Annotated in this window: 25 protein-coding genes and 1 tRNA gene; 17 read left to right on the forward strand and 9 right to left on the reverse strand. The window is 64.3% G+C overall.

Annotated elements, in window-relative coordinates; genetic code table 11:
• The first annotated feature begins 8 nt into the window (after positions 1 to 8).
• The 10 genes from dnaJ to ACSS7Z_RS15510 all read left to right on the forward strand — a co-directional run bounded on the left by dnaJ (position 9) and on the right by ACSS7Z_RS15510 (position 9,573).
• Positions 9 to 1,121: a molecular chaperone DnaJ gene (gene dnaJ / locus ACSS7Z_RS15465; RefSeq protein ID WP_438255766.1), complete on the forward strand. Its 1,113-nt coding sequence runs from the start codon at positions 9 to 11 to the stop codon at positions 1,119 to 1,121.
• A 26-nt stretch (positions 1,122 to 1,147) separates the two neighbouring features.
• Complete coding sequence (locus ACSS7Z_RS15470; protein ID WP_438255767.1) at positions 1,148 to 1,876, forward strand: 16S rRNA (uracil(1498)-N(3))-methyltransferase; 729 nt, start codon at positions 1,148 to 1,150, stop codon at positions 1,874 to 1,876.
• Between the two features lie 63 nt (positions 1,877 to 1,939).
• Positions 1,940 to 2,287 (forward strand): HIT domain-containing protein, encoded by a 348-nt coding sequence (locus ACSS7Z_RS15475; RefSeq protein ID WP_438255768.1) that lies wholly within the window; start codon positions 1,940 to 1,942, stop codon positions 2,285 to 2,287.
• Between the two features lie 49 nt (positions 2,288 to 2,336).
• Positions 2,337 to 3,365 carry a PhoH family protein gene (locus tag ACSS7Z_RS15480; protein ID WP_438255794.1) on the forward strand — a complete coding sequence of 343 codons (1,029 nt, stop codon included), beginning with the start codon at positions 2,337 to 2,339 and terminating at the stop codon, positions 3,363 to 3,365.
• Positions 3,359 to 3,817: an rRNA maturation RNase YbeY gene (gene ybeY, locus ACSS7Z_RS15485; RefSeq protein ID WP_438255795.1), complete on the forward strand. Its 459-nt coding sequence runs from the start codon at positions 3,359 to 3,361 to the stop codon at positions 3,815 to 3,817. The genes ACSS7Z_RS15480 and ybeY overlap by 7 nt, the downstream gene beginning before the upstream one ends.
• The gene (locus ACSS7Z_RS15490) at positions 3,817 to 5,094 is read left to right on the forward strand and encodes a hemolysin family protein (protein ID WP_438255769.1); all 1,278 of its coding nucleotides are present in this window, start codon (positions 3,817 to 3,819) and stop codon (positions 5,092 to 5,094) included. The genes ybeY and ACSS7Z_RS15490 overlap by 1 nt, the downstream gene beginning before the upstream one ends.
• Positions 5,087 to 5,983, forward strand: coding sequence for a GTPase Era (gene era / locus ACSS7Z_RS15495; RefSeq protein WP_438255770.1), 897 nt, complete (start codon positions 5,087 to 5,089; stop codon positions 5,981 to 5,983). The genes ACSS7Z_RS15490 and era overlap by 8 nt, the downstream gene beginning before the upstream one ends.
• 167 nt (positions 5,984 to 6,150) lie before the next feature.
• Positions 6,151 to 7,911 carry a 2-isopropylmalate synthase gene (leuA, locus tag ACSS7Z_RS15500; protein ID WP_438255771.1) on the forward strand — a complete coding sequence of 587 codons (1,761 nt, stop codon included), beginning with the start codon at positions 6,151 to 6,153 and terminating at the stop codon, positions 7,909 to 7,911.
• A gap of 121 nt (positions 7,912 to 8,032) precedes the next feature.
• Positions 8,033 to 8,776: a DNA repair protein RecO gene (gene recO / locus ACSS7Z_RS15505; protein ID WP_438255772.1), complete on the forward strand. Its 744-nt coding sequence runs from the start codon at positions 8,033 to 8,035 to the stop codon at positions 8,774 to 8,776.
• The gene (locus ACSS7Z_RS15510; RefSeq protein WP_438255773.1) at positions 8,773 to 9,573 is read left to right on the forward strand and encodes an isoprenyl transferase; all 801 of its coding nucleotides are present in this window, start codon (positions 8,773 to 8,775) and stop codon (positions 9,571 to 9,573) included. Before recO ends, ACSS7Z_RS15510 begins: the two co-directional genes overlap by 4 nt.
• 84 nt (positions 9,574 to 9,657) lie before the next feature.
• Here ACSS7Z_RS15510 and ACSS7Z_RS15515 read toward each other — a convergent pair whose 3' ends face one another.
• Both ACSS7Z_RS15515 and ACSS7Z_RS15520 read right to left on the reverse strand, forming a co-directional pair.
• Complete coding sequence (locus ACSS7Z_RS15515; protein ID WP_438255774.1) at positions 9,658 to 10,248, reverse strand: P-loop NTPase family protein; 591 nt, start codon at positions 10,246 to 10,248, stop codon at positions 9,658 to 9,660.
• A complete protein-coding gene (locus tag ACSS7Z_RS15520; protein ID WP_438255775.1) occupies positions 10,245 to 10,799 on the reverse strand; it encodes a P-loop NTPase family protein in 555 nt (184 codons plus the stop codon). The genes ACSS7Z_RS15515 and ACSS7Z_RS15520 overlap by 4 nt, the downstream gene beginning before the upstream one ends.
• A gap of 52 nt (positions 10,800 to 10,851) precedes the next feature.
• Between ACSS7Z_RS15520 and ACSS7Z_RS15525 the strand changes: the two genes are divergently transcribed.
• The gene (locus ACSS7Z_RS15525; protein ID WP_438255776.1) at positions 10,852 to 11,547 is read left to right on the forward strand and encodes a DsbA family oxidoreductase; all 696 of its coding nucleotides are present in this window, start codon (positions 10,852 to 10,854) and stop codon (positions 11,545 to 11,547) included.
• A gap of 40 nt (positions 11,548 to 11,587) precedes the next feature.
• Here ACSS7Z_RS15525 and ACSS7Z_RS15530 read toward each other — a convergent pair whose 3' ends face one another.
• Together ACSS7Z_RS15530 and ACSS7Z_RS15535 are read right to left on the reverse strand one after the other, a co-directional pair.
• Complete coding sequence (locus ACSS7Z_RS15530) at positions 11,588 to 12,094, reverse strand: hypothetical protein (protein ID WP_438255777.1); 507 nt, start codon at positions 12,092 to 12,094, stop codon at positions 11,588 to 11,590.
• A gap of 38 nt (positions 12,095 to 12,132) precedes the next feature.
• Positions 12,133 to 12,636 carry a glutathione peroxidase gene (locus ACSS7Z_RS15535; protein ID WP_438255778.1) on the reverse strand — a complete coding sequence of 168 codons (504 nt, stop codon included), beginning with the start codon at positions 12,634 to 12,636 and terminating at the stop codon, positions 12,133 to 12,135.
• Between the two features lie 60 nt (positions 12,637 to 12,696).
• On the opposite strand from ACSS7Z_RS15535, the gene dusB reads away from it, so the two are divergent.
• From dusB to ACSS7Z_RS15560, 5 genes are all read left to right on the forward strand, one after another.
• Positions 12,697 to 13,851, forward strand: a complete 1,155-nt coding sequence (gene dusB, locus ACSS7Z_RS15540; protein WP_438255779.1) for a tRNA dihydrouridine synthase DusB — start codon at positions 12,697 to 12,699, stop codon at positions 13,849 to 13,851.
• On the forward strand, positions 13,802 to 15,214 hold the full coding sequence (locus tag ACSS7Z_RS15545) for a deoxyguanosinetriphosphate triphosphohydrolase (protein WP_438255780.1): 1,413 nt from the start codon (positions 13,802 to 13,804) through the stop codon (positions 15,212 to 15,214). The genes dusB and ACSS7Z_RS15545 overlap by 50 nt, the downstream gene beginning before the upstream one ends.
• A gap of 1 nt (position 15,215) precedes the next feature.
• Positions 15,216 to 17,075 (forward strand): DNA primase, encoded by a 1,860-nt coding sequence (dnaG, locus tag ACSS7Z_RS15550; RefSeq protein ID WP_438255781.1) that lies wholly within the window; start codon positions 15,216 to 15,218, stop codon positions 17,073 to 17,075.
• A 37-nt stretch (positions 17,076 to 17,112) separates the two neighbouring features.
• Positions 17,113 to 17,889, forward strand: coding sequence for an ATP-binding cassette domain-containing protein (locus ACSS7Z_RS15555; protein ID WP_438255782.1), 777 nt, complete (start codon positions 17,113 to 17,115; stop codon positions 17,887 to 17,889).
• A gap of 106 nt (positions 17,890 to 17,995) precedes the next feature.
• Positions 17,996 to 18,068, forward strand: a tRNA-Asn gene (locus ACSS7Z_RS15560).
• A 161-nt stretch (positions 18,069 to 18,229) separates the two neighbouring features.
• On the opposite strand, the gene ACSS7Z_RS15565 is transcribed toward ACSS7Z_RS15560, so the two are convergent.
• Both ACSS7Z_RS15565 and def read right to left on the reverse strand, forming a co-directional pair.
• On the reverse strand, positions 18,230 to 18,760 hold the full coding sequence (locus ACSS7Z_RS15565; RefSeq protein WP_438255783.1) for a septum formation family protein: 531 nt from the start codon (positions 18,758 to 18,760) through the stop codon (positions 18,230 to 18,232).
• A gap of 119 nt (positions 18,761 to 18,879) precedes the next feature.
• Positions 18,880 to 19,446, reverse strand: a complete 567-nt coding sequence (def, locus tag ACSS7Z_RS15570) for a peptide deformylase (protein ID WP_438255784.1) — start codon at positions 19,444 to 19,446, stop codon at positions 18,880 to 18,882.
• A 62-nt stretch (positions 19,447 to 19,508) separates the two neighbouring features.
• Here def and ACSS7Z_RS15575 point away from each other — a divergent pair, with 62 nt between their 5' ends.
• Positions 19,509 to 20,558 (forward strand): DMT family transporter, encoded by a 1,050-nt coding sequence (locus ACSS7Z_RS15575; RefSeq protein WP_438255796.1) that lies wholly within the window; start codon positions 19,509 to 19,511, stop codon positions 20,556 to 20,558.
• Here ACSS7Z_RS15575 and pgl read toward each other — a convergent pair.
• From pgl to zwf, 3 genes are read right to left on the reverse strand one after another with little or no spacing between them, the layout of a single operon-like run.
• A complete protein-coding gene (gene pgl / locus ACSS7Z_RS15580; protein WP_438255785.1) occupies positions 20,552 to 21,328 on the reverse strand; it encodes a 6-phosphogluconolactonase in 777 nt (258 codons plus the stop codon). The two genes, ACSS7Z_RS15575 and pgl, sit on opposite strands and share 7 nt — an antisense overlap.
• Before the next feature lie 5 nt (positions 21,329 to 21,333).
• Positions 21,334 to 22,269, reverse strand: coding sequence for a glucose-6-phosphate dehydrogenase assembly protein OpcA (locus ACSS7Z_RS15585; RefSeq protein WP_438255786.1), 936 nt, complete (start codon positions 22,267 to 22,269; stop codon positions 21,334 to 21,336).
• On the reverse strand, positions 22,266 to 23,813 hold the full coding sequence (gene zwf, locus ACSS7Z_RS15590; protein ID WP_438255787.1) for a glucose-6-phosphate dehydrogenase: 1,548 nt from the start codon (positions 23,811 to 23,813) through the stop codon (positions 22,266 to 22,268). Before zwf ends, ACSS7Z_RS15585 begins: the two co-directional genes overlap by 4 nt.
• Positions 23,814 to 23,816: the final 3 nt, after the last annotated feature.

Below are 23,816 nucleotides of genomic sequence, written 5' to 3' on the forward strand. Positions count from 1 at the left end.
AGGTGATTGTGGCGGACCACTATGAGGTTCTCGGAGTGTCGCAGGATGCGACGACGGACGAGATCAAGAAGGCATATCGCAAGCTCGCTCGGCAGCTGCACCCGGATGTGAACCCGGGAGACGATGCCGCCGAGAAGTTCAAGCTCGTCACGCACGCCTACGACGTGCTCAGCGATGGCGACTCGCGCCGCCGCTACGACATGGGCGGCGGAGACGGCGCTGGTGGCGGCGACTTCGGTGGCTTCGGCGGATTCGGAGACATCTTCGAGACGTTCTTCGGCGGTCAGGGCGGTGGTCGGGGCGCTCGTCCACGATCACGCCGCGAACGCGGGCAGGATGCGCTGGTGCGCGTCACGCTCGAGCTCGGCGACGTCGTGTTCGGTGCGCATCGCGACATCGAGGTAGACACCGCGGTGCTGTGCGAGACCTGCAACGGCTCGTGCACACAGGCCGGCACATCTCCGGTCACCTGCGACATCTGCGGCGGCACCGGTCACGTGCAGCGTCAGGTGCGCAGCCTCCTCGGCAACGTCGTAACGTCACAGCCGTGCGGCAGCTGCGAGGGATACGGCACAGTGATCCCGCACCCGTGCGGAACCTGCGCCGGTCAGGGCCGTGTGCGCTCTCGTCGCACGGTGTCTCTGGACATTCCGGCTGGAGTCGAGACCGGGCTGCGTCTGCAGCTGCCGGGATCGGGTGAGGTCGGCAAGGCTGGCGGACCGCACGGAGACCTGTACGTCGAGGTGACTGTCTCACCGCACGCGGCGTTCAGCCGCGACGGGGACGACCTGCTGGCGACGCTCGAGGTGTCGATGGCGGACGCGATTCTCGGTACCGAGACATCGATCGACGGCCTGGACGGCCAGGTCGACCTCGAGATTCGTCCCGGTGTGCAGTCGGGCGACATCTTGACCATCAAGGGCCGGGGGATCACGCCGCTGCGCGGAACTCAGCGCGGCGACCTTCGCGTCGGTGTGCAGGTTGTGACCCCGACGAAGCTCGATTCGGCGCAGCGTGCGATGATCGAGGACTTCGCCAAGAAGCAGAAGTCTCCGTCGCCGCAGCTTGCGCAGTTCCAGCAGGGGCTGTTCTCGAAGTTGCGGGACCGGTTCCGGCACTGATTCGCATTTTCTGAACCGGAGGACACGTGGCTCTGCACTTTCTTGTCGAGGGGTCGTCATCGGTCGCTGTCGGAGAAACAGTCTCTCTGACCGGCGCTGAGGCCAAGCATGCTGCGGTGGTACGACGGCTGCGGGTCGGGGAATCGGTGACGATCGGCGACGGATCCGGCGTGTGGCTGGAAGGCACCGTAACTGACGTGTCCGCGTCACGCGTCGATGTGGACATCGCCGCGCGCACGGAGGCGGAAATCCCGGACGTGCGACTCGTTCTGGTCCAGGCATTGGCGAAGGGCGACCGCGACGAGCTCGCCGTGCAGGCAGCCTGTGAACTCGGCGTCGACGACATCGTGCCGTGGCAGGCATCGCGGAGCATCTCTCGCTGGGAGGGACCGAAGGCAGCAAAGGGGCGCGAGCGCTGGGCGAGCATCGTTCGGGAGGCTGCGAAACAAGCGCATCGTGCCTGGGTGCCGCCGGTCTCGGCGCCGTTGACGACAGCACAGCTCATCGCGCGCGCCGAGGGCAAGCGGATGCTGGTCCTGGATCCGACCGCCACCGTGCGGCTCTCGTCCGTGGCCGCCGATCACCGGGACATTCTGTTGGTCGTCGGCCCGGAAGGCGGCATCTCCCCGGAGGAGCTGCAGAAGTTCGAAGCGGCCGGCGCCGAGCGGGTGCTCCTCGGGAACACGGTGCTGCGCACGTCAACCGCCGGGCCCGCGGCGATCGCTGTGCTGTCGGCCGCACTCGGTCGCTGGTGAGGCCGCGCGCCCCTGCAGAGGCGGCTCGGTGACGCCAGCAACTGACGCCAGTAGACTGAGATCATGACGGAACCCTCGATCTTCACCCGTATCCTGGGCGGCGACATTCCCGGCGAGATCATCGCGGAGACTGATCGGCTGTTCGCCATCCGCGACATCGCTCCGCAGGCGCCAGTGCACCTGCTCGTCATCCCCAAGACCGAGCAGTATCGCGACGTCACTGAACTCGCAGCGGGAGACCCCGCGCTCCTCGCCGAACTGACTGCTTTCGCGAAGGATCTTGCCGCCGAGCACTCCGACGGCGATTTTCGACTGATCTTCAATATCGGCGCGAATGCCGGCCAGACAGTGTTCCATGTGCACGCGCACATCCTCGCTGGCGGCCTGACGGAGAAGAGCGTCGGTGCCTGAGCCCGAACAGAACAGCGTCACCGAACGCATCTACGCCGACGGCGTCGCCATGGTGCGGGTGCTCGGTCCGCAGGATCGCCTGTTGAAGATGCTGGAGCGCCAGCATCCGGATGTCGACGTACTCGTGCGCGGCAATGAGATCACGATCACCGGTGAAGCCGCTCACGTTGCTGCAGCAAAAACCCTGGTGGAGGAACTGCTCACCATGACACGCGATGGTCACGACCTCGTCCCGGGCGACGTCGAGAATTCGGCGCGGATGCTGCGCCAGCAAGACGGCCCCCGTCCCAGCGAGGTGCTCGGCGAAGCAATTCTGTCGACCCGCGGTCGGGTGATCCGCCCGAAGACCGCTGGCCAGAAGAGCTACGTCGATGCGATCGAAGAGAACACCGTGGTGTTCGGAATCGGCCCGGCCGGAACGGGAAAGACCTACCTCGCGATGGCCAAGGCGGTGCAGGCACTGCAGCGCAAAGAGGTCACCCGTATCATCCTCACCCGTCCCGCGGTCGAGGCAGGGGAGCGGCTGGGATTCCTGCCCGGAACGCTCAACGACAAGATCGACCCGTATCTGCGCCCGCTGTACGACGCGCTCAACGAGATGATGGACCCCGAGGTCGTGCCTCGGCTGCTGGCGACCGGCACCATCGAGGTCGCTCCACTCGCCTATATGCGCGGACGCACGCTCAACGACTCGTTCGTGGTGCTCGATGAGGCACAGAACACCACACCTGAGCAGATGAAGATGTTCCTGACCAGGCTCGGCTTCGGCACGAAGATGGTCATCACCGGCGACATCACCCAGGTCGATCTGCCGCAGGGCGCATCAGGTCTGCGCCTCGTGACTCGAGTGCTCGACAACATCGACGACATTCATTTCACCCGCCTCACCAGCGCCGATGTCGTGCGTCACTCGCTCGTCGGACGCATCGTCGACGCGTACAGCGAGTACGACGAGCAGCGCGTCGCCGCACGATACGAGCGCGAGCAGGCAGCCGAGTTCGCCAACCGTGCGGAGCGCCGCAGCAACCTGCGTCCCGGTCCGCGCGACCGTTCCCCGAAACGAGGACACTCATCATGATCGAGATCAATAACGAGTCGGAGATCTCCATCGACGAGACCGTCCTGCAACGCCTGACGGACTTCAACCTCGCCCAGCTGCACGTGAGCCCGGATGCCGAGGTCGCGATCGTCCTCGTCGACGAAGGCGCCATGGAAGCTCTGCACGTGCAGTGGATGGACGAGCCCGGACCCACCGACGTGCTCAGCTTTCCGATGGATGAGCTGCGCCCCGGCACCGAAGAACGTCCGACCCCTCCTGGGCTGCTCGGAGATATCGTGCTGTGCCCCCAGGTTGCGGAGACCCAGGCACAGGCCGCCGGTCACACGCTGATGGACGAGCTGATCCTGCTCACCACGCACGGCCTGCTGCACCTGCTGGGCTTCGACCACGCCGAGCCCGACGAGGAGCGTGAGATGTTTGGACTGCAGAAGGAGCTGATCGTGGCTTTCGCGCATGCTGAACGCGGCTGATGACCGAAATCCTCCTGCTTCTCGCAGCTCTTCTGCTCGTCGCTTTCGGTGGGCTCTCCGCAGCCATCGATGCCGCTTACGGAGTCGTCTCCCGCGCTGATCTTGCCAGTATGGCCAGTGAAGGCCGTAACGCGAAGGCCCTCACCCGCATCGGCGACGATCTCGACGCTCATGTGAACGCGGTCTCCTTCATCCGCGTGCTCGTCGAGGTCACCGCTGCCGTGCTGGTCACCGTCGCGTTCACGGTCCTGTTCGAGAACATCTGGTGGGCGATGATGGCCGCGGCCATCCTGATGACCGGCATCACCTTCGTTCTGGTCGGGGCGAGCCCACGGTCGATCGGCCGACACCACGCGGAGGGGATGATCCGAGGCACGGCATCGATCGTGCGCGGTCTGCGTCTGAGCCTCGGCCCGCTCGCCCAGGGACTCGTCGTGCTCGGCAGCAAGGTCACTCCCGGCACCGGAAGAAGCTCGTTCGCCTCGGAAGACCAGCTACTCAGCATGGTCGACGAGGCCGCGTCCAACGATCTCATCGAAGAGGACGATCGCGATCTGATCCACTCGGTCTTCGACTTCACCGATCAGTTCGTGCGCGCCGTGATGGTGCCGCGCACTGACATGGTGACAGTGGATGCTGAGGCCACCACCGACCAGGCGATGTCACTGTTCCTGAATCGGGGTGTCTCGCGGATACCCGTGGTCGATGACGATGCAGACGACGTCGTCGGTGTGCTGTATCTGAAAGACCTCGTGCAGTTCGCCTATCGTGACGACTCGGCCTGGCGCGCAGCATCCATTCGCCCCATTGCACGACCGGCGACGTTCGTGCCGGAATCGATGCGTGCGGAGACGCTGCTGCAGCAGATGAAGCGCGACGCCGTGCACGTGTGTCTGGTGATCGATGAGCACGGCGGAATCTCCGGACTGGTGACGTTGGAGGATCTCATCGAAGAGCTGGTCGGCGAGATCTCTGACGAGTACGACCAGGCGGCTGCTGAGATCGTCGACCTGGGCGAAGGCCGCTACCGGGTCAGCGCGCGGCTGTCGCTCGACGACGTGGGCGACCTGTTCGACATTGAATTGGAAGACGAGGACGTCGATTCGATCGGTGGCCTGCTCGGCAAAGCTGTCGATCAGGTTCCGCAGCCTGGCGTGACCGCCACCATCGATGGGCTCGTCCTGACCGGTGGAGCATCGCGCGGCCGAGGCCGCGGAATCGCAACTGTATTCGTGGAACGCGCCGCTGGCGCACTAGAGGAGACCGACGATGTCTGAAAAACCCCGTAGCGGATTCGTGACGTTCGTCGGGCGTCCCAACGTCGGCAAATCGACGCTCACCAATGCCCTGGTCGGCGAGAAGATCGCCATCACCAGTGAGAAGCCTCAGACGACCCGGCGTGCGATTCGCGGCATCGTGAACCGCCCGGACGGACAGCTCGTCATCGTCGATACACCGGGCATCCACAAGCCGCGCACCCTGCTGGGCGAACGGCTCAACGACCTCGTGGAGCAGGTTCTGGGCGACGTTGACGTCATCGGATTCTGCGTACCAGCCACGGAGAAGGTCGGCCCCGGCGACCGGCGCATCGCCGCATCGTTGGACGGTTATGCGCGCGCGAAGAAGGTCGCGATCGTCACCAAGACGGATGCTGCGAGTCGAGACGCGATCACGGAGCGGTTGATGGAAGTCGACTCGCTGCGTGAGGACTGGGCCGCAGTCATCCCGCTGTCAGCCCTGACACGCGAACAGCTCGATGTGCTCACAGACGAGGTTCTCAAGCTGATGCCGAAGGGGCCGGCGCTGTACCCCGAAGGAATCACCACGGATGAATCCAACGAGGATCGCATTGCTGAGATGATCCGTGAGGCCGCACTCGAAGGCGTGCGCGATGAGTTGCCGCACTCGATCGCCATCGTGATCGACGATGTGGCTCCCCGTGAGGGTAGCGACCTCACCGACGTGCACGCGCAGATCGTCGTCGAGCGGGATAGCCAGAAGGCGATCATCATCGGGCACAAGGGCAAGCGTCTCGCAGATGTCGGAAAGCGTGCGCGCGTCGGGATCGAAGAGCTGCTCGGCACGCGCGTCTTTCTTGGGCTGCACGTGAAGGTCGCGAAGGAATGGCAGCGTGACCCGAAGCAGCTGGGCAAGCTCGGCTTCTAGCAGCACGCAGATGGCGCACAGGTGCCCTCGCATCCTGCTAGCATGACCACATGCCTTTCGGCGGACAGCTTCTTCTTAGTTGCCGCGACGAGTCCTAAAGCTAGGGCCTTCCTCGTCGCGGCGCTTGTGTTGGCCCGTTCAATTTGACGAAGAGAAGAAGCCCCACCATGCAAAACTTCCAGCGCCCGTCTGCGATGCCGATTCACAAGTACCGGCCGTTCCACGAGCTGATCGCTGTCGACCTCCCGGACCGGACCTGGCCGTCTCAGCGCATCACTGAAGCACCCCGCTGGTGCGCAGTTGATCTGCGTGACGGCAACCAGGCACTGATCGACCCGATGTCGCCCGAGCGCAAACGCGTCATGTTCCAGCTGCTCGTGAGCATGGGATACAAGGAGATCGAGGTCGGCTTCCCCTCGGCGAGCCAGACAGATTTCGACTTCGTTCGCCAGCTCATCGAAGAGAACCTCATCCCGGATGACGTCACCATTCAGGTGCTGACCCAGGCGCGCGAGCACCTGATCGAGCGCACCTACGAATCGATCGCCGGGGCCAAGCAGGCGATCGTGCACCTGTACAACTCCACGAGTGTGCTGCAGCGCGAGGTCGTGTTCCGCAGCGACAAGCAGGGCATCATCGATCTGGCTCTCGAGGGCGCGCGGCTGTGCCGCGAGTTCGAGAAGCGGATTCCGGAGACGCAGGTCTTCTACGAGTACTCACCGGAGAGCTACACCGGCACCGAGCTGGAGTTCGCTCTCGACATCTGCAACCAGGTCATCGAGGTCTTCGAGCCGACTCCCGAGCGCAAGGTCATCATCAACCTGCCCGCGACGGTTGAGATGGCATCCCCGAACATCTACGCCGATTCGATCGAGTGGATGAGCCGGCGCTTGAACCATCGGGAGAACATCATCCTCTCGTTGCACCCGCACAATGACCGCGGCACCGCGGTTGCGGCTGCGGAGCTCGGTTACATGGCCGGAGCCGACCGCATCGAAGGATGCCTGTTCGGTAACGGAGAGCGCACCGGAAACGTCGATCTGGTCGCACTCGGAATCAACATGTTCACGCAGGGCATCGACCCGCAGATCGACTTCAGCGACATCGACCAGGTCAAGCGCACTGTCGAGTACTGCAACCAGCTGCCGGTGCCTGAGCGTAGCCCCTGGGCGGGTGACCTCGTGTTCACCGCGTTCAGCGGATCGCATCAGGACGCCATCAAGAAGGGCTTCGAGGCGATGGAGGCCCGCGCTGAGGCTGAGGGCAAGACAATCGATGAGATCGAGTGGGCGGTGCCCTATCTGCCCGTCGACCCGAAGGATCTCGGTCGCTCCTATGAAGCAGTCATCCGGGTGAACTCGCAGTCCGGCAAGGGCGGCGTCGCGTACCTGCTCAAGACCGATCACGCCATCGATCTGCCGCGCAAGCTCCAGATCGAGTTCTCCGGGGTCGTGCAGTCCAAAACCGACAGCGAGGGCGGCGAGGTCACCAGCGACCAGATCTGGTCGATCTTCAACGACGAGTATCTGCCGGCCGAGGTCGCGGAGGCGAAGTGGGGCCGGTACGAGCTGCTGGCAACGCAGACGCGCAGCGATATGTCCGGCGAGGTCGTGCTCGATGTCGTGATCCGCGATGGAGACGCTCAGCACGCAGTCACGGGCCAGGGCAATGGCCCCGTGGCAGCTTTTGTCGAGGTGCTGCGTGCGCAGGGCTTCGACATCACGGTGTATGACTACGTCGAGCATGCTCTCAGCTCGGGCGGCGACGCCCAGGCCGCGGCCTATGTGGAACTCCAGATCGGAGATCAGCGGCTGTGGGGCGTCGGCATCGACGGCGATATCTCCACCGCATCGCTTAAGGCGATCGTGTCGGGTGTGAACCGGTCGATCCGCACGCGGGTGGCGAATCCGGAGCTCGCCAGCGTCTAGTCTGGCTCGTCCTCTCGGCATCCGGTTTTATCGTCGAGACCCCCGCGTGTGAATACGAGGGGGTCTCGACGTTCGGTGCGGTGACCCAGCCATTCTCGCGCGCACGGGAGATAATCGAACAGTGCCCACCTACCGAGACGAAGCGGTGATCCTCCGCACCCACAAGCTGGGGGAGGCGGATCGCATCGTCACCATGCTCTCGCGGCGCAACGGCAAGATCCGCGCTGTTGCGAAGGGCGTACGCCGCACCTCATCGAAGTTCGGCTCACGGCTGGAGCCGTTCATGGTCGCCGACGTGCAGCTGTATCAGGGGCGCTCGCTCGACATTGTGCAACAGGCGGAGTCGCTCGGCGCCTACGGCAGTGATATCGCCGCACACTACGATCGCTTCACCTCGGCCAACGCCATGGTTGAGACTGCTGATCGGCTGAACGACGCAGAGGCCACACCCGAGCAGTACCTGTTGCTCGTCGGCGGCCTGCGCGCGCTTTCTCGTGGCGAGCACGCCCCACGCAGCATCCTCGATTCCTATCTGCTGCGCGTCATGTCGCTTTCGGGCTGGGCACCGTCTCTGAGTGACTGCGCTCGGTGCGCGTCGCCTGGGCCACACCGGAGCTTCGTCGGGCAGATGGGCGGGATGGTCTGCGCGGACTGTGCTCCCGCCGGAAGCCCACGGATCGCCGAATCAACTCTGCAGCTGCTCAGATCGCTCCTCCGCGGTGAATGGGACGAGGTCGACGCAGCGCCGCACGCCGCCACAGCAGCGGCCTCGGGGCTGATCTCGGCCTATGCGCAGTTCCACCTGGAGCGCGGCATCCGCTCGCTCGCCCATGTCTCGGATTCGCCACGAGAGGGAAACTATTGACTAAGCCCTACACCCACAAAGACGCCGTCGCGTATCGTCCGCTGGACTGGACTGGTGTTCACCCGCCAGCGTTCGGGAAGATTCCCGAGCATGTCGCGATCGTCATGGATGGCAACGGGCGCTGGGCGAACAAGCGTGGACTCACCCGCATCGAGGGGCACAAAGCCGGTGAGGAAGTTCTGCTGGATGTCGTCGCGGGGGCGATCCAGGCGGGCGTCAAGCACCTGAGCGTCTACGCATTCTCGACCGAGAATTGGGCGCGCTCACCCGAAGAAGTGCGCTTCCTGATGGGGTACAACCGTGATGTGCTGCACCGGCGTCGCGATCAGCTCAACGAGTGGGGTGTGCGGGTGCGCTGGGCTGGGCGCAAACCGCGGCTGTGGGGATCGGTCATCAAAGAGCTGCAGTACGCCGAGAAGCTCACCGAGGGCAACGATGTCCTGACGCTCACGATGTGCGTGAACTACGGCGGTCGGGTGGAGCTCGTCGACGCCATGCGCCGGATCGCTGAGGACGTCGCCGCCGGCAAGGTCAAGCCCAAAGCGATCAGCGAGAAGATGATCCGTCGGAACCTGTACGTTCCGGACATGCCCGACGTCGACCTGTTCCTGCGCTCTTCGGGCGAGCAGCGCACCTCGAACTTCCTGCTCTGGCAGTCGGCTTATGCCGAGATGGTGTTCCTCGACACGCTCTGGCCGGATTTCTCCCGCGAGGAGCTGTGGCGTGCGATCGAGGTCTACGTGTCGCGTGACCGACGCTTCGGCGGTGCGGTCGATGTGCCGGATGCTGGCACGTGAGCCGCGTGGAATCGTAGAACCCCAGACCGCAGAACAGCACGAATTTCGCAGGATCTGCTGGAATTGCTGCGAAGTTGCTGTTGTTCAGCGAGATTCGTGCTCCCGCTGCGCGCGCAACCACCGCTCCGTCTCACGCGGGTGTGCGAGCCGGACGATTGTCAGATGCGGGAACTGCGCCCGCTTCTCCGGCATCCGGTCTGCCCAGAACCCGCGCGTCTGGGTCTGCCAGGCGAGGATGTTCTCGGCAGGGTCGCGTGTCGCCAGCAGTTTCCGGAGCGGCTTTTCGACGTTGCCGTTGTACATCTGCGTGCGCAGGATGCTCCGCGCCAGCGTCCTTCGGATCAGCCGAGCCCGCACCACCGGGAACGGATAGTCGAGCCAGATCGCCAGTTGCGCGCGCGGCGTCATGATCTCGTCGGTGCCCTTGCTCGTGTACTGCCACTCGGTCACCCAGCGCCCGGTGGCGGCGAAGGTATGAACGTCGTCGAGGAACTCGGGTCGCGGTGTCCAATTCGGGCCGTGGTAGAGCGCATCGATCTCATGATGATCGAGTCTCCAGAGCTCGGCGATGCGCCGTGCCAGGGTCGTCTTTCCCGATCCGGTGACCCCTGCGATCAGTACCCGTTCGGGCAGGAAAGGCAGCGGATCAGCCGCGGTCAACAGAGGCGCGGTCATCTGCGCAACCACTGCTCCGCTTCGCGAGGATGACGCAACCTCATGATCTGCAAAGACGAGAAGGCCTTCTCGATCTCCGGCATCCGCCGGTCCCATTTGTACCGGGTGTCTTTCTGCCAGCGCATGATGTCGTTCTCGCCGGACCAGGCCTCGCGCGTCCACAGGGCCGGTTCCACGTTTCCATTCCATAGCCTGGTGCGCATGACCCGTCGACGGAGGGTGCGAGCCACGAGCCGCCGTCGAACGAGTGGCCAGGGATAGTCGAGCCAGACGACCAGATCGGCGCGCGGCACGAGGACTTCGTTGGTCCCCTTGCTCGTGTACTGCCACTCGGTCACCCAACGCTCGGTGGCGGCGAAGGTACGAACGTCGTCGAGAAACTCGGGTCGGGGCGTCCACTCCGGGCCGTGGTAGAGCGCATCGATCTCATGGTGATCCAGCTTCCAGCGCTCGGCGATGCGCCGTGCCAGGGTCGTCTTTCCCGATCCGGTGACCCCCGCGATCAGTACGCGCATCGGCGCTACGGGGAGCGGGTCATCGACACAGAGCATCCGAAAATTCTATCTGCGGAATACACGCGGCTGACGAGAGGTTGTTGGTGATGTGACTGAACCCATCGCAATTGAAATCTGGTCCGACATCGCCTGCCCCTGGTGCTACATCGGCAAACGCAACCTCGAGCAGGGCCTTGCGGCGCTCCAAGAAACGCAGGGCGCGGATGCCCCGCAGGTCAACATCACGTTCCACTCCTTCGAGTTGGCACCCGATACGCCGGTCGACTTCGACGGCAACGAGGTCGATTTCCTGTCCGGACACAAGGGGATGCCTCGTGAGCAGGTCGAGGGCATGCTGGAGAACGTCACCAATGTCGCAAAGAACGCAGGCCTGGAGTACCGCTTCGATCTGCTTCAGCACACCAACACGGTGAAGGCACACGAGTTGCTTCACCATGCGAAGTCGCAGGGCCTGCAGCTCGAGATGGAAGAGCGGCTGATGTCGGCCTACTTCACCGAGGGCAAGCACGTGGGACGCGTCGACGATCTGGTCGAGTTGGCTGTCGAGGTGGGACTGGATGCAGACACCACGCGCCATGCGCTGGACAACGACAAATTCCTGCCAGCCGTGCGACAGGACCAGGCACAGGGACGCGCCTACGGAATCCAGGGTGTGCCGTTCTTCGTCATCGACGGGCAGTACGGCATCTCCGGTGCGCAGCCACCGGCGACGTTCGAGAACGTCCTGAAGGACCTGTGGTCCAAGCGCGGCGAGCCGGTGGCAACAGCTGAGGGATCCGCCTGAAGTCAGACGAATCCCTCGCGAGCTGAAGCCGGAGCTTTGATCAGGCGGCAGGCCGCCAGATCACTGCGCCGGTGGGGCTGGCGTCGGTGGTGCGCACGAGCGGACGATTGCCGGTGGTGACAGCGATTTCGCGCTCGGCCGCCGCGGCAACGAGCTGTTCGCGGAGCTTCTTCCACGCCTTCATGCCGTTGAGGGTTCCGGAGAACTCGATCGCACGTGAGACACCCAGAGTGGTGCCCTCAGCAGTCGAAACGAGCTGGTACACGACGTCGTCGTCGTTGTAATGCGTCTGCGCCCAGGTGCCGTCATCCTGCGTGCGGACGCGCTTTGTGCCTTCGATGAGGGGTGCGGCAAAGACTCGGACCGTAGCCTCATCGGCAGCGAAAGTGATTGTTGCGCCGAGCCCATCATCGCCGGCCTGACGGTCCTTCTTCGCTTCCCAGCGCTGAGCTCCAGCACGGCGGGCCTTACGCTTCAGGATCAACCCCACCACGGGCAGAACGATGACGATCGCGAGGAGGAGGTAGATGAGGATTTCTTGGTCCATGCCAATACTCTCTTGGGCCGCAAAACCCGTTCCCGCGGTCAGCGAGCAGCCGAGGTAAGCGCCGTCTCGATGGCTTCAACGATCTCCGGCGAGTCGGGCTTCTGCTTCGGTCGGAACCGCTGAACTGAGCCGTCGGGCAGGACGAGGAACTTCTCGAAGTTCCACTCCACGCGACCGGCCTTGCCCCCGGCATCCGCTGACTGCTTCAACGCTTTGTAGAGCTCGGTGGCGTTCTTGCCGTTGACCTTGACCTTGTCGTTGACCGGGAAGCTCACGCCGTAGGTCGTCGAGCAGAACTCCAGAATCTGCTCCAGGGACCCGGGCTCCTGGCCCAGGAACTGATTGCACGGGAACCCGACAACGCTGAAACCCCGTTCGCCATAGGTGCGCTGGAGCTGTTCGAGCTGCTCGTACTGCGGGGTGAGGCCGCATTTCGACGCCACGTTGACCACCAGCAGCACGTCGGAGCCGAAGTCGTCGAGGGTCTTCTCGGCTCCTTGAGCATCGGTGAAGGGGATCTGGCGCAGCGCGGAATCGGTCATATCCACAGCCTATGACGCGTTGAGGCTGCAGAGGCCGGAGGGTGGGAGAATGGAGAGGACATGACTATCGCTCCTGCACCCGCGCGCGCGTTGCGCATCGGCCCGATCGCCCTCGACGTGCCTGTCGTCCTCGCGCCCATGGCGGGGATCACCAATACCGCCTTCCGCCGGCTCTGCCGTGAGTATGGTGCCGGACTCTACGTCAGCGAGATGATCACCTCGCGTGCGCTCGTTGAGCGCAACGAGACCACGATGCGACTGATCCAGCACCACGAGAGTGAGACGCCGCGCTCGATCCAGCTCTACGGCGTCGACCCGAAGACCATCGCTGATGCGGTCAAGGTCATCGTCGACGACGATCACGCCGATCACATCGACCTGAATTTCGGATGCCCCGTGCCGAAGGTCACGCGTAAGGGCGGGGGAGCAGCTCTCCCCTGGAAGACCAAGCTTTTCGCCGATATCGTCGAGCAGGCTGTGAAGGCAGCAGGAGATATTCCGCTGACGGTGAAGATGCGCAAGGGCATCGACCCTGACCACCTCACGTTCATCGACGCGGGCCGCGCCGCCGAAGATGCCGGAGCTGCCGCTGTCGCGCTGCACGCGCGCACGGCCAACGAGTTCTACTCCGGCCACGCCGACTGGAATGCCATCGGCGAGTTGAAGCAGGCAGTCACAAGCATCCCTGTGCTGGGCAATGGTGACATCTGGTCGGGTGAAGACGCTGTGCGGATGATGGCGCAGACCGATTGCGATGGCGTGGTCGTCGGACGCGGATGCCTCGGACGTCCGTGGCTGTTCGGAGAGCTGGCCACGGCCTTCGGCGCTGAGTCTCGCCCGGTCGATGCGACACTCGGTTTTGTCGCGGATGCGTTCCGTCGTCATGCGGAGCTGCTCATCGAGTTCCTTGGCGACGAAGATCACGGTTGCCGCGATATCCGCAAGCACGTCGCCTGGTATTTCAAGGGCTACCCGGTCGGCAGCGACGTGCGCACCGGTCTCGCCACTGCGCAGAGCCTGGCGCACATCGACGATCTACTCGGCCAGCTCGATCATGACGCGCCGTACCCCGGTGAGGATGCTGAGGGTCAGCGCGGACGTGCTGGCCGCCCGAAGCGCACGGCGCTGCCGGAGAAGTGGTTGGATTCCCGGGACGTCGCAGCCGATGCCAGCGAGATGCTGCGAGGAGCGGAAATCGAGAATAACGGTGGTTGAGGTTCTCGCGGAGGGCTACGAGCCCCGCGACGCTGAGCGTTACGTCGCTGAGACTCACCGATCTGAGCGCGACGGCTTCGCCCGTGATCGTGCGCGCGTGCTGCACTCAGCCGCACTGCGCCGGCTCGCTGCGAAGACCCAGGTACTGAGTCCCGCCAGCACGGCCGATTTCGCCCGCAACCGTCTGACGCACTCGCTGGAAGTTGCACAGGTCGGGCGTGAGCTGGCGGTCGCGTTAGGAGTTTCTGCCGATGTCGTAGACACAGCCTGCCTCAGCCACGATCTCGGGCATCCGCCCTTTGGCCACAACGGTGAACGAGCGCTCAACGACTGGGCTGAGGCCATCGGCGGTTTCGAGGGCAATGCGCAGTCACTGCGAATCCTGACGCGTCTGGAAGCCAAGGTCCTCGACAGCAGCGAGCATTCTGTCGGGCTCAACCTCACCCGGGCGAGCTTGGATGCGACCTGCAAATACCCGTGGACAGTCGACAGTCCGATGCCGGATCCGGGCGGACGGTTGAAGTTTGGCGTCTACCCCGAAGATGAGGCTGTGTTCCGTTGGATGCGTGATGGCGCTCCCGGGCGCCTGCGCTGCATTGAAGCCGAGATCATGGATCTCTCCGATGACATCGGGTACTCGGTGCACGATTTCGAGGATGCCATCGTCAACGGCTACCTCGACGTGGCTCAGCTGTCGGATCCGGCGGAGCACCACGCTCTTGTCGGACGCATCCAGCAGTGGGTCGGCTATGACTTCACGCGCGAGGAGCTCGCCGATGGTCTTTATCGGCTCACGCGTCAGCCGATGTGGCTGAAGTCGTTCGATCGTTCCCGTCAGGACCTCGCCCGGTTGAAGAACCTCACGAGCGACATGATCGGCCGTTTCGCTCGGGCTGCTGTTGCCGCGACGCGAGATGCGTATGGCGGCCCGACGCTCGCCCGCTACAACGCGCATGTCGTTGTTCCTCGCGTCGTGGAGACCGAGATCGCCGTACTCAAAGGCATCATGGGGCAGGCGATCGTCACCATCGAAGCGCGCAAGGGCGTCTACAAGGAGCAGCGTCGTGTACTCAAACGCCTCGCCGATGCGCTCTGGTCGACGGACGCGCTGTGGAACGCCGGTGAGGACGTGCTGGAGCCCGCGTTCGCTGCAGATTTCCTCGACGCGACAACTGATGCCGAGCGCTCCCGGGTCATCGTCGACCAGATCGCCAGCCTGACCGATCAGACAGCATTGGACTGGCACAACCGACTGGTGGGAGACATCGACCCGGCCGAGGTGGGCATCTGGAGCCCGCGCACCGCACGGGTCGGTTCCAACCGATCGCTGGCCGCTGCGCAAACGGTCGAAGGGGCCTTCTGACATGGCGCGGATCCGTCAAGCAGACGTCGATGAGGTGAAATCCCGCACGAACATCGCCGATATCGTCGGTGAGCGTGTGGCACTGAAGTCTGCCGGTGTCGGATCCCTCAAGGGGCTGTGCCCGTTTCACGATGAGAAGAGCCCGAGCTTCCATGTTCGCCCGCAGGTCGGTTACTACCACTGCTTCGGTTGCGGCGAGTCTGGCGACGTCTACTCGTTCCTGCGGGAGATGGACCATGTCAGCTTCACCGAGGCCGTTGAGCGGCTCGCGGGACGCATCGGCTACACCCTGAACTACGAAGATGGCGGAACGGCGCCCGACAACAGTGGGCGCAGCCGGCTGTACGCGGCGAACTCCGCCGCAGCAGAGTTCTTCCGCGGCCAGCTGCTCACCAGCGACGCCGAAACCGGCCGTCGGTTTCTGGGCGAGCGTGGTTTCGACGCGGGCGCAGCGGCGCACTTCGGCGTCGGCTTCGCTCCGCGGGGTTGGGACGGCATGCTGAAAGCGCTGACCGCACAGGGCTTCACCCGCGACGAACTTCTGGCCGCAGGGCTCGTTTCGCAGGGGCAGCGCGGTGTCTACGACCGGTTCCGCGGACGCCTGGTGTGGCCGATTCGAGATGTCACCGGCCAGACGATCGGATTCGGTGCGAGGAAGCTCTTCGACGACGATAAGGGCCCGAAGTATCTGAACACGCCAGAGACCGTGATCTATAAGAAGGCGCAGGTCCTCTACGGACTCGATCTCGCCAAGCGTGACATCGCCCGGGGGGATCCGCGACGCGTTGTTGTCGTCGAGGGGTACACCGACGTGATGGCCTGTCATCTGGCGGGGATCACGACGGCGGTGGCAACCTGTGGCACCGCCTTCGGTACCGAACACATCAAGGTGCTGCGCCGGATCATGGGTGATGATTCCGCATCCGGCGAAGTGGTCTTCACGTTCGACGGTGATGAGGCAGGTCAGAAGGCCGCGCTGCGCGCATTCACTGAAGACGACCGCTTCAACGCACAGACGTTCGTGGCGGTTGCGCCCAATGGCCTCGATCCGTGCGATCTGCGCCTGCAGCGTGGTGATGCCGCCGTGCGTGGGCTGATGGACACCAAAGTGCCGATGTTCGAATTCGCGATCGATCGAAAGCTTGCCGGATTCGACCTGGCAACAGTCGAGGGCCAGGTGGGAGCGCTGCGCGCTGCTGCCCCGATCGTGGCCGAGATCCGGGATCGACTTCTGCGGCCCGGATACGAACGGGTTCTCGCGCGACGGCTGGGCATGGACCCCACCGAGGTGCGCGCTGAAGTCGAGCGGGCGGCACGCGGGCAGAGTCAGACACAGGCACGACGAGAACCCGCACAGGCGGCGCCGACTGACGCTGCGAGCGCCGCTGTCGCCCCGGTCACGCTGGCGAGTCTGCCGCGTACGGCGGATGTCGTGATGGAGCGTGGTGCACTGATGGGCGCCCTGCAATACGGGCACCAGGTCGATCAGCCGATGCTGGCACGGGCGCTGGAGGTGCCGTTCCGGCATCCGGCTCTCGAAGCCATCCGCGAGGTCATCGTGGCTGTGCCGGATCGCACCCGGGTCGGATGGGCGATGGATGCAGTAAACGCCGTGCGTGAACCGTACCGCTCCCTCGCCGGCGAGCTGCTGATGACGCCGTTCCCGGCGCGCGATGAGGCTGGGGCCGTGGCGTCGACGGCCGATCTTTGTCGGCGTATGGTGCTGCGCAACCTCGATCGGGAGAAGAACGAGCTTCTCGGTGCCGTGCAGCGCGTGCCGGCAGATTCCGACGGTGGTCGCGCGCTGCGAATGCGAATGCGGGATCTTGACATCGAGCGTCAGCGGTTCACCGAGTCGTAACCGCCCGGTATACCGAATCCGGGGGAGGATGGGCGTTATGTCTGGCAGGTCTTCTTCCCCGTACGCGATCGACTGTTCTGATCTGGTTATCGATCGGGTCGGGCACGGCCTTGCCACCCGGGCCGTCGACGGGGTGAGCTTCGAACTCTCGCCCGGTGAGCTCATCTGCGTCGCGGGACCCACCGGCTCCGGCAAGTCGACGCTGGTGGCTGCTCTGGCAGGTTCTACCGATCCTTCGGTTCGAATCGTGGGCGGACACGCTTCGGTCTGCGGTGTGAACGTGCGAAAGCCGGGACGTCGGCACCGCGAACTCACCTACCGCACCGGGTTCATCCCGCAGAGCGCCGGTGCGGATCTGCCGCCCACTCTGACGATCAGCGAAGTGATCTCCGAACCCATTCTTATCCGTGAGAAGCGGGTGAACACCAAGGCCCTCGCGATCCGTGTCGCGACGCTCCTCGATGAGATGCACCTGCCGCTGGGGACCGCGTCGAAGTTTCCGTATGAGCTGAGCGCCGGGATGCGCCAGCGGGTGGCGATTGCCCGAGCATTCGTACTCGAGCCGCGCGTACTCATCGCCGATGAGCCACTGGCCAACCTCGATCTCGAGGTTCGACCGGTCGTGTTCGATGCGATCACCCGTCGGCGCAAGGATCAGGGGCTCGGCGCACTGCTGGTCACGAACGACGCCGCTTTCATCCGCGAGTTGAACGCGGAGACGTTGATGCTCAGGGGTGGGCACGTCGTTGCCCGCGGGGTGGGAAAGGACCTGCTCTGGGTGCCGAATGGGCAGTCCGATTCGCGCGTGCGGTGACCCGTTCGCCGCGTGGTTCGACGACACGCCCGAGGGCTCGGGCGATGTCACAAGCACCCGCAGGAGTTTGCTAAGATTGTAGAGTTGCCTCGGCGACAGTGCCTGATCCCCAATAGCTCAATTGGCAGAGCAGCCGACTGTTAATCGGCAGGTTATTGGTTCGAGTCCAATTTGGGGAGCAAAACAGAAGGCGCCACATCCTCCGGGATGGGGCGCCTTCTCTCGTTGGGCGTGCGCGGCCGCCGCGGCGTAATCAGCGTGCGGCAGCACCTGCTTCACCAGAAGCAGAAGAGGCCCCACCGGATGGTGGAGCCTCTTCAAAAACAGTGCGAGAAAACGATCAGCGTGTGGCGCCCTTCAGCGATCCGGTGATCTCCAGCGATGCCTCGCCGGTCGGGTCAGCGGGGTCGGGCTCGTAGAGGACGCACTGCACGAGGCGGTCATCGGCGCTGTCCCAGGTTTCTTCTGTGGGCGTCAGCCACCAGAAGTCGAGCACGGACTCGAAGTAGTCGAATCCGACGAAGTCGGCGAACGCCGGCACGCACTGCGCCTCAACCTCGGCGGTGATCTCGTCATCGCTGGGCAGGGTGTCGCCCGTGAGCTCGAACTCAAAGAACACTTCGTTGGTGTGCGGCTCTTCGCAGGGCACGACGGGCGTGTCCTGGATATCGCCGGTCGTGTCGCTCTCGGGCATGCAGTCGCCGACCTTGAGCGAGAAGATGTCGATCGTCGCCTCTTCGGTGACGTTGCCTCCGTCATCGCGCTGGGCGTCGCCGACGCCGAGCACCATGCTGCTGCATCCGCTGAGCGCAAGGCTCAGAGCAACCGCGGAGCCGGCAAATGCCCAAGCCGTGCGTGTACGCATTTTCATTCGTCATTCCCTCTTAGAAAGCTGTGGAGGGCAGGAAACATCAACCTGCCCTCAGTGAACGCTACTCAGCGTGAATATGCGCCGCAACTTTGAAAATGCGTCCGAAAAACGCTACGCGCTCAGCCATCCAGATCGTCGATGCCGGGCATCCAACTCGATCCGGGACGCCCCCATCCACGCTTGCGGGAGATCTTCTGCACAGTCTTCCAATCACTGTCAGACAGGCGATCGACATAGAGGATGCCGTCGAGGTGATCGAATTCGTGCTGCATGATGCGGGCACGCCACCCGTCGACCTCGATGCGCACGGGAGAACCGTCCAAATCGAGACCGGTCACGAGAACGCGGTCCGCTCGTCGCAGCGCGAAACGCTCACCGGGGAATGACAGGCATCCCTCGGATTCCTCTTCCGGATCGGGGGAGCCGGGCTCCGGCGGTGACATCCACAGGACCGGATTGATCAAAACCCCGCGCCAGGGCTGGTCATCGTCGTCGACGTACGCGTAGGTGTAAATGCGCAAGGCCACACCGACCTGAGGTGCGGCCAATCCGACGCCGGGAGCGGCATCCATCGTCTCGTACATGTCAGCCACGAGAGCGCGGATCTCGTCGTCGATCTCTTCGACGGGGGATGCGAGAGAGTGCAGAACAGGATCGCCCATGATGCGAATCGGTAGAACAGCCACGCCACAACCCTACTGTGCAGGTTACGCCCGGTAATGTTTTCCCTGTGAGTGCAAGCGTATGGATGACCGCGTCGGATGTCGGCGATCAGCTTGTCGGCGCATTTCAGAACCCGGCACTCCTGCTGGGGATCCCGCTCGCCCTCGCCGGCGCCGTGTTCATGTCGCTCGGAGCGCAGTATCAGCACCGTGGCGTGGAGAAGGTGGAGCGGCTCAGCGGCGCCGACGGTGCCATGGGCCTGAGCATCGAGCAGCTCAAGCGGTTGCTGACCCGCCCGTCCTGGATCATCGGCACCGTCATGCTGATGCTGGCCATCGTGTGTCAACTCGCCGCGCTCGCGGTCGCACCGCTCATCGTGGTCCAGCCGCTAGGGGCGATCGCCCTGGTGATCACTACGCTCCTCAACGCCCGCATCTCCGGACACACGCCCACGAAGAAATCGCTGATCGCGATCGGGGCCTGCGTCGGCGGCATCTTCATCTTCGTGTTCTTCGCTGCAATATTCGCCACCGAGCAAGAGATCGCGGATCGCGAGCTCTTCACGATTCTGGCGATCCTGCTGGTCGTGATCATCGCGCTCGGCGGATGCTGGCTGGTCCTGCGCCACCGCATGCGCGCGCTGTTCTACGTGGTCGGTGCCGGTATTCTCTATGGCTTCGTCGCGACGCTGGCCAAAGCGGTCATCAAACGGGTGCAGGCAGGGGAGTTCGACTGGATCACCCTGGTCTGCGTGATCGCACTCGTCGCGGCTTCTGCCGTCGGCGCATACTTCGTGCAGACCGCGTACAGCTCCGGCCCGCCAGACCTCGTCATCGCCGGTCTCACCGTCGTTGACCCGCTGATCGCCGTCCTGATCGGAATGCTGGTCCTCGGGGAGGCCGCAGCAGCCCCGCAGTGGGTTCTGGTGTGCTTCGCAGTGGCCGGTGCGATTGCCGTGTGGGGAGTGGTCGGACTCGCCCGGTACCACCCACAGGTCCTCAGCGAGAGCCAGGAGCTGGCCATTCGCCGCGGCAGCGACGGCACGGGAATCGTGGCCAATCCTCCGACGGAATCAGCGGACGGGAGCGCAGCCGAACTGCGCGGCGACGAAGACGGTGAACTGCGCGGTCAGTAAGCCTGATCGATGAGGTCTTCGGAGACCTCTGCGGCTGCTGCCTGGTCGACGAAGAAGATCGTGCGCTTGCGCCCCTTGGCGCCGGCTGCCGGCACATTTGTGTAGCTGGCGCCAGCGAGAGCGAGTCCGAGCGCGGAGGCCTTGTCGGCTCCCGTAAGCACCAGCCAGACCCGCTTGGACGAGTTGATGACCGGACGCGTCAACGTCACCCGCTCTGCCGGTGGTTTCGGCGAGTCCCGCACCGGCAGCGCCGCAGCATCCGTCTCGGTGACCTCGGTGCGATCCGGGAAGAGCGAGGCGATGTGACCATCGGGGCCGACACCGAGGAAGCACACCGCGAACGACGGCCACGGGTGTTCGTCGGTGCCGAACTTCTGCAGTTCGGCTGCGTAGTCGGTGGCCGCCTCATCCAAAGTCTTACCGCTGTCAGATGCGGCAACCTCGTGCACGTTCTCAGCCGGAACCGCGATGTGGTTCAGCAGCGCCTCACGGGATTGCACCGCGTTGCGATCGGCGTCATCAGCGGGAACGAAGCGCTCATCTCCCCACCAGAAGTGCACGAGTGACCAGTCGATCTTGTCGACCTTCGGGTGCTCGCGGACGGCCTGCAGTACGGAACCGCCCATAGAGCCGCCGGTGAGAGCGATGTGTGCGATGCGACCGTTCTTGGTGCGTGCCTTCACCCGGGTGAGGAAACGATCCGCGACGCGCTCGGCGAGAGCGGTCGGGGTCTGCTCCACGACGACGAGCTTCTCCGCGGATGCCACCATTGCGTTCAGTCTCCTGTCTCAGGCGCACCGAGCTTCTGCCAGCCCTCGGTGATCACTCGACCGTACAGGACGTCGGGGTCGAGGCGTCGGAGCTCCTCAGCAAGGCACTCGCGCAGGGTGCGTCGTGGCAGGTGCAGCTCATGGTCGGGCTGGCCGGGCTGCGTGAGCACAGCGACGCTGGTCTCAGGACGCTCGAGCAGGATATCGCCGCTGGCACGGGTGAGCCGTACCGACTTGATGCCTGCTTCCCAGTGGGACGGATCCTCGTACTGCCAGCGCACCGGCACATCCAACGACAACTGCAGCCAGGCGGCGAGCAAAGCGGTAGAGGGAGAAGCCGCAGCCCCCAACACCTCAGCCGAGGTGATTGTCTCGTACGGAGGCTGGTCGAGCACAGCAGCCAACTGCTCGCGCCAGTGCGTCAGACGCGTCCAGGCGAGATCAGTGTCACCCGGAGCATGCGACGTTCCGAGCAGGATGAGTTGCTCGCGCACATCGTCGCTGTTGGCGGCATCCGTGATCCGGCGCTGAGCGATGCGGCCCAGCGGCGATGCTGCCGGGTCGACCGGTGCTTGCTCCGGCCACCACGCAACCACAGGGGCATCGGGTAGCAGCAGACCTGTGACGAGGCTTTCCTCGTTGCTGGCCGCCGCGCCGTAGGCGCGCAGCACGACCACTTCACTGGCTCCGGCATCCCCGCCAACGCGGATCTGAGCGTCCAGATGAGCGTCACCTTCGCCCGTGGTGAGCACGATGACACGCATCGGATGCTCGCGCGAGGCATCGTTGGCGGCGTCGATAGCGGCCTCGGCGACGCCGTTGCGCGCTGAGATGATGAGGGTCAGAACACGGCCGAGAGCGACAGCGCCGCCCTCTTCACGGACCTTAACCAGTTGCTTGGCAACCTGGCTGACGGTGGTGTCGGGAAGGTCGATGATCACGGTCGTCTCCAAACGCGTCCGTCACGGGCAAGAAGGGCATCAGCGGATGCTGGCCCCCAGGAGCCGGGAGCATACTGCTCCAGCGGTCCGCCCTCGGCTGCCCAGTACTTCTCTACCGGATCGAGGATCTTCCAGCTCAGCTCCACCTCCTCATGGCGGGGAAACAGCGGTGGGTCGCCCAGCAGCACGTCGAGGATCAGTCGCTCGTAGGCCTCCGGGCTCGCCTCCGTGAAGGCATGGCCGTAACCGAAGTCCATCGTCACATCGCGCACGTTCGTGCCGGTGCCGGGAACCTTCGAACCGAATCGGATCGTGACGCCCTCATCAGGCTGCACGCGGATGACGAGCGCGTTCTGCCCGAGCTCAGAAGCATTGCTGCGCCCGAACAGGTGCTCCGGGGCGCGGTTGAACACCACCGCGATCTCGGTGACACGGCGGCCCAGACGCTTGCCGCTGCGGAGGTAGAACGGCACGCCAGCCCAGCGACGGTTCGCGATCTCCAGCTTGATGGCGGCATAGGTCTCGGTGATCGACTCGGGGTTCATGCCGTCCTCGCCGAGGAAACCATCGACCTCTTGGCCACCCTGCCAGCCACCGGCGTACTGCCCGCGCGCTGTCGCCTGGGACAGATCGTCTGGCAGTTTGACCGCCGCGAGAACCTTCTCCTTCTCGGAGCGGAGGTGCTCCGCCGACAGGCTGATGGGTTCTTCCATCGCGGTGAGTGCCAGGAGCTGCAGCAGGTGGTTCTGAATGACGTCGCGCGCAGCACCGATGCCGTCGTAGTAGCCGGCCCGCCCGCCCACGCCGATATCCTCGGCCATCGTGATCTGCACGTGGTCGACGTAGTTGCGGTTCCAGATCGGCTCGTACAGCTCGTTCGCGAAGCGCAGCGCCAGAATATTCTGCACCGTCTCCTTGCCGAGGTAGTGGTCGATGCGGAAGATCGAGTCGGCCGGGAAAGCCACCTCCAGCGCCTGGTTGAGCGCACGCGCCGAATCCAGATCGTGTCCGAACGGCTTCTCGATGACGACGCGGCGCCAATGATCGCTGTCGCGATCCTCACCGACGAGTCCCGAGTCCTTCAGCTGCTTGGTCACCAGCGGGAAGGACTTCGGCGGGATGGACAGGTAGTACGCGTGGTTGCCCATCGTGCCGCGTTCCACATCGAGCTTCTCGACGGTTTCACGCAGCTTCGCAAAGGACTCCGGGTTGTCGAACTCACCGGAGACGAAACGGATGCCCTGCAGCAACTGCTGCCAGGTCTCCTCGCGGAACTCGGTGCGGGCATGCTCCTTCACCGCTTCGTAGACGACCTGAGCGAAATCCTGGTCCTCCCAATCGCGACGGGCGAAGCCGACCAGCGCAAAACCAGGGGGCAGCAGCCCCCGGTTTGCCAGGTCGTACACCGCGGGCATGAGCTTCTTACGCGACAGGTCGCCGGTCACGCCGAAGATCACCAGGGCACTGGGGCCGGCGATGCGATTGAGGCGACGGTCATCGGGGTCGCGCAAGGGGTTATTGCCGCGCGAAACGGAAACGGTCATCGG

This window comes from Microbacterium wangyouchuni, assembly GCF_051546305.1.
Classification (GTDB): Bacteria; Actinomycetota; Actinomycetes; order Actinomycetales; family Microbacteriaceae; genus Microbacterium.

Excerpts from the sequence above, each read along its gene's own strand:
- ACSS7Z_RS15475 (WP_438255768.1), top strand. The coding sequence starts at position 1,940 with ATGACGGAACCCTCGATCTTCACCCGTATCCTGGGCGGCGACATTCCC.
- ACSS7Z_RS15480 (WP_438255794.1), top strand. The coding sequence starts at position 2,337 with ATGGTGCGGGTGCTCGGTCCGCAGGATCGCCTGTTGAAGATGCTGGAG.
- ACSS7Z_RS15490 (WP_438255769.1), top strand. The coding sequence starts at position 3,817 with ATGACCGAAATCCTCCTGCTTCTCGCAGCTCTTCTGCTCGTCGCTTTC.
- era (WP_438255770.1), top strand. The coding sequence starts at position 5,087 with ATGTCTGAAAAACCCCGTAGCGGATTCGTGACGTTCGTCGGGCGTCCC.
- leuA (WP_438255771.1), top strand. The coding sequence starts at position 6,151 with ATGCAAAACTTCCAGCGCCCGTCTGCGATGCCGATTCACAAGTACCGG.
- ACSS7Z_RS15515 (WP_438255774.1), bottom strand. The coding sequence starts at position 10,248 with ATGACCGCGCCTCTGTTGACCGCGGCTGATCCGCTGCCTTTCCTGCCC.
- ACSS7Z_RS15520 (WP_438255775.1), bottom strand. The coding sequence starts at position 10,799 with ATGCTCTGTGTCGATGACCCGCTCCCCGTAGCGCCGATGCGCGTACTG.
- ACSS7Z_RS15530 (WP_438255777.1), bottom strand. The coding sequence starts at position 12,094 with ATGGACCAAGAAATCCTCATCTACCTCCTCCTCGCGATCGTCATCGTT.
- ACSS7Z_RS15535 (WP_438255778.1), bottom strand. The coding sequence starts at position 12,636 with ATGACCGATTCCGCGCTGCGCCAGATCCCCTTCACCGATGCTCAAGGA.
- dusB (WP_438255779.1), top strand. The coding sequence starts at position 12,697 with ATGACTATCGCTCCTGCACCCGCGCGCGCGTTGCGCATCGGCCCGATC.
- ACSS7Z_RS15545 (WP_438255780.1), top strand. The coding sequence starts at position 13,802 with ATGCCAGCGAGATGCTGCGAGGAGCGGAAATCGAGAATAACGGTGGTT.
- dnaG (WP_438255781.1), top strand. The coding sequence starts at position 15,216 with ATGGCGCGGATCCGTCAAGCAGACGTCGATGAGGTGAAATCCCGCACG.
- ACSS7Z_RS15555 (WP_438255782.1), top strand. The coding sequence starts at position 17,113 with ATGTCTGGCAGGTCTTCTTCCCCGTACGCGATCGACTGTTCTGATCTG.
- ACSS7Z_RS15565 (WP_438255783.1), bottom strand. The coding sequence starts at position 18,760 with ATGAAAATGCGTACACGCACGGCTTGGGCATTTGCCGGCTCCGCGGTT.
- ACSS7Z_RS15575 (WP_438255796.1), top strand. The coding sequence starts at position 19,509 with ATGACCGCGTCGGATGTCGGCGATCAGCTTGTCGGCGCATTTCAGAAC.
- pgl (WP_438255785.1), bottom strand. The coding sequence starts at position 21,328 with ATGGTGGCATCCGCGGAGAAGCTCGTCGTCGTGGAGCAGACCCCGACC.
- zwf (WP_438255787.1), bottom strand. The coding sequence starts at position 23,813 with ATGACCGTTTCCGTTTCGCGCGGCAATAACCCCTTGCGCGACCCCGAT.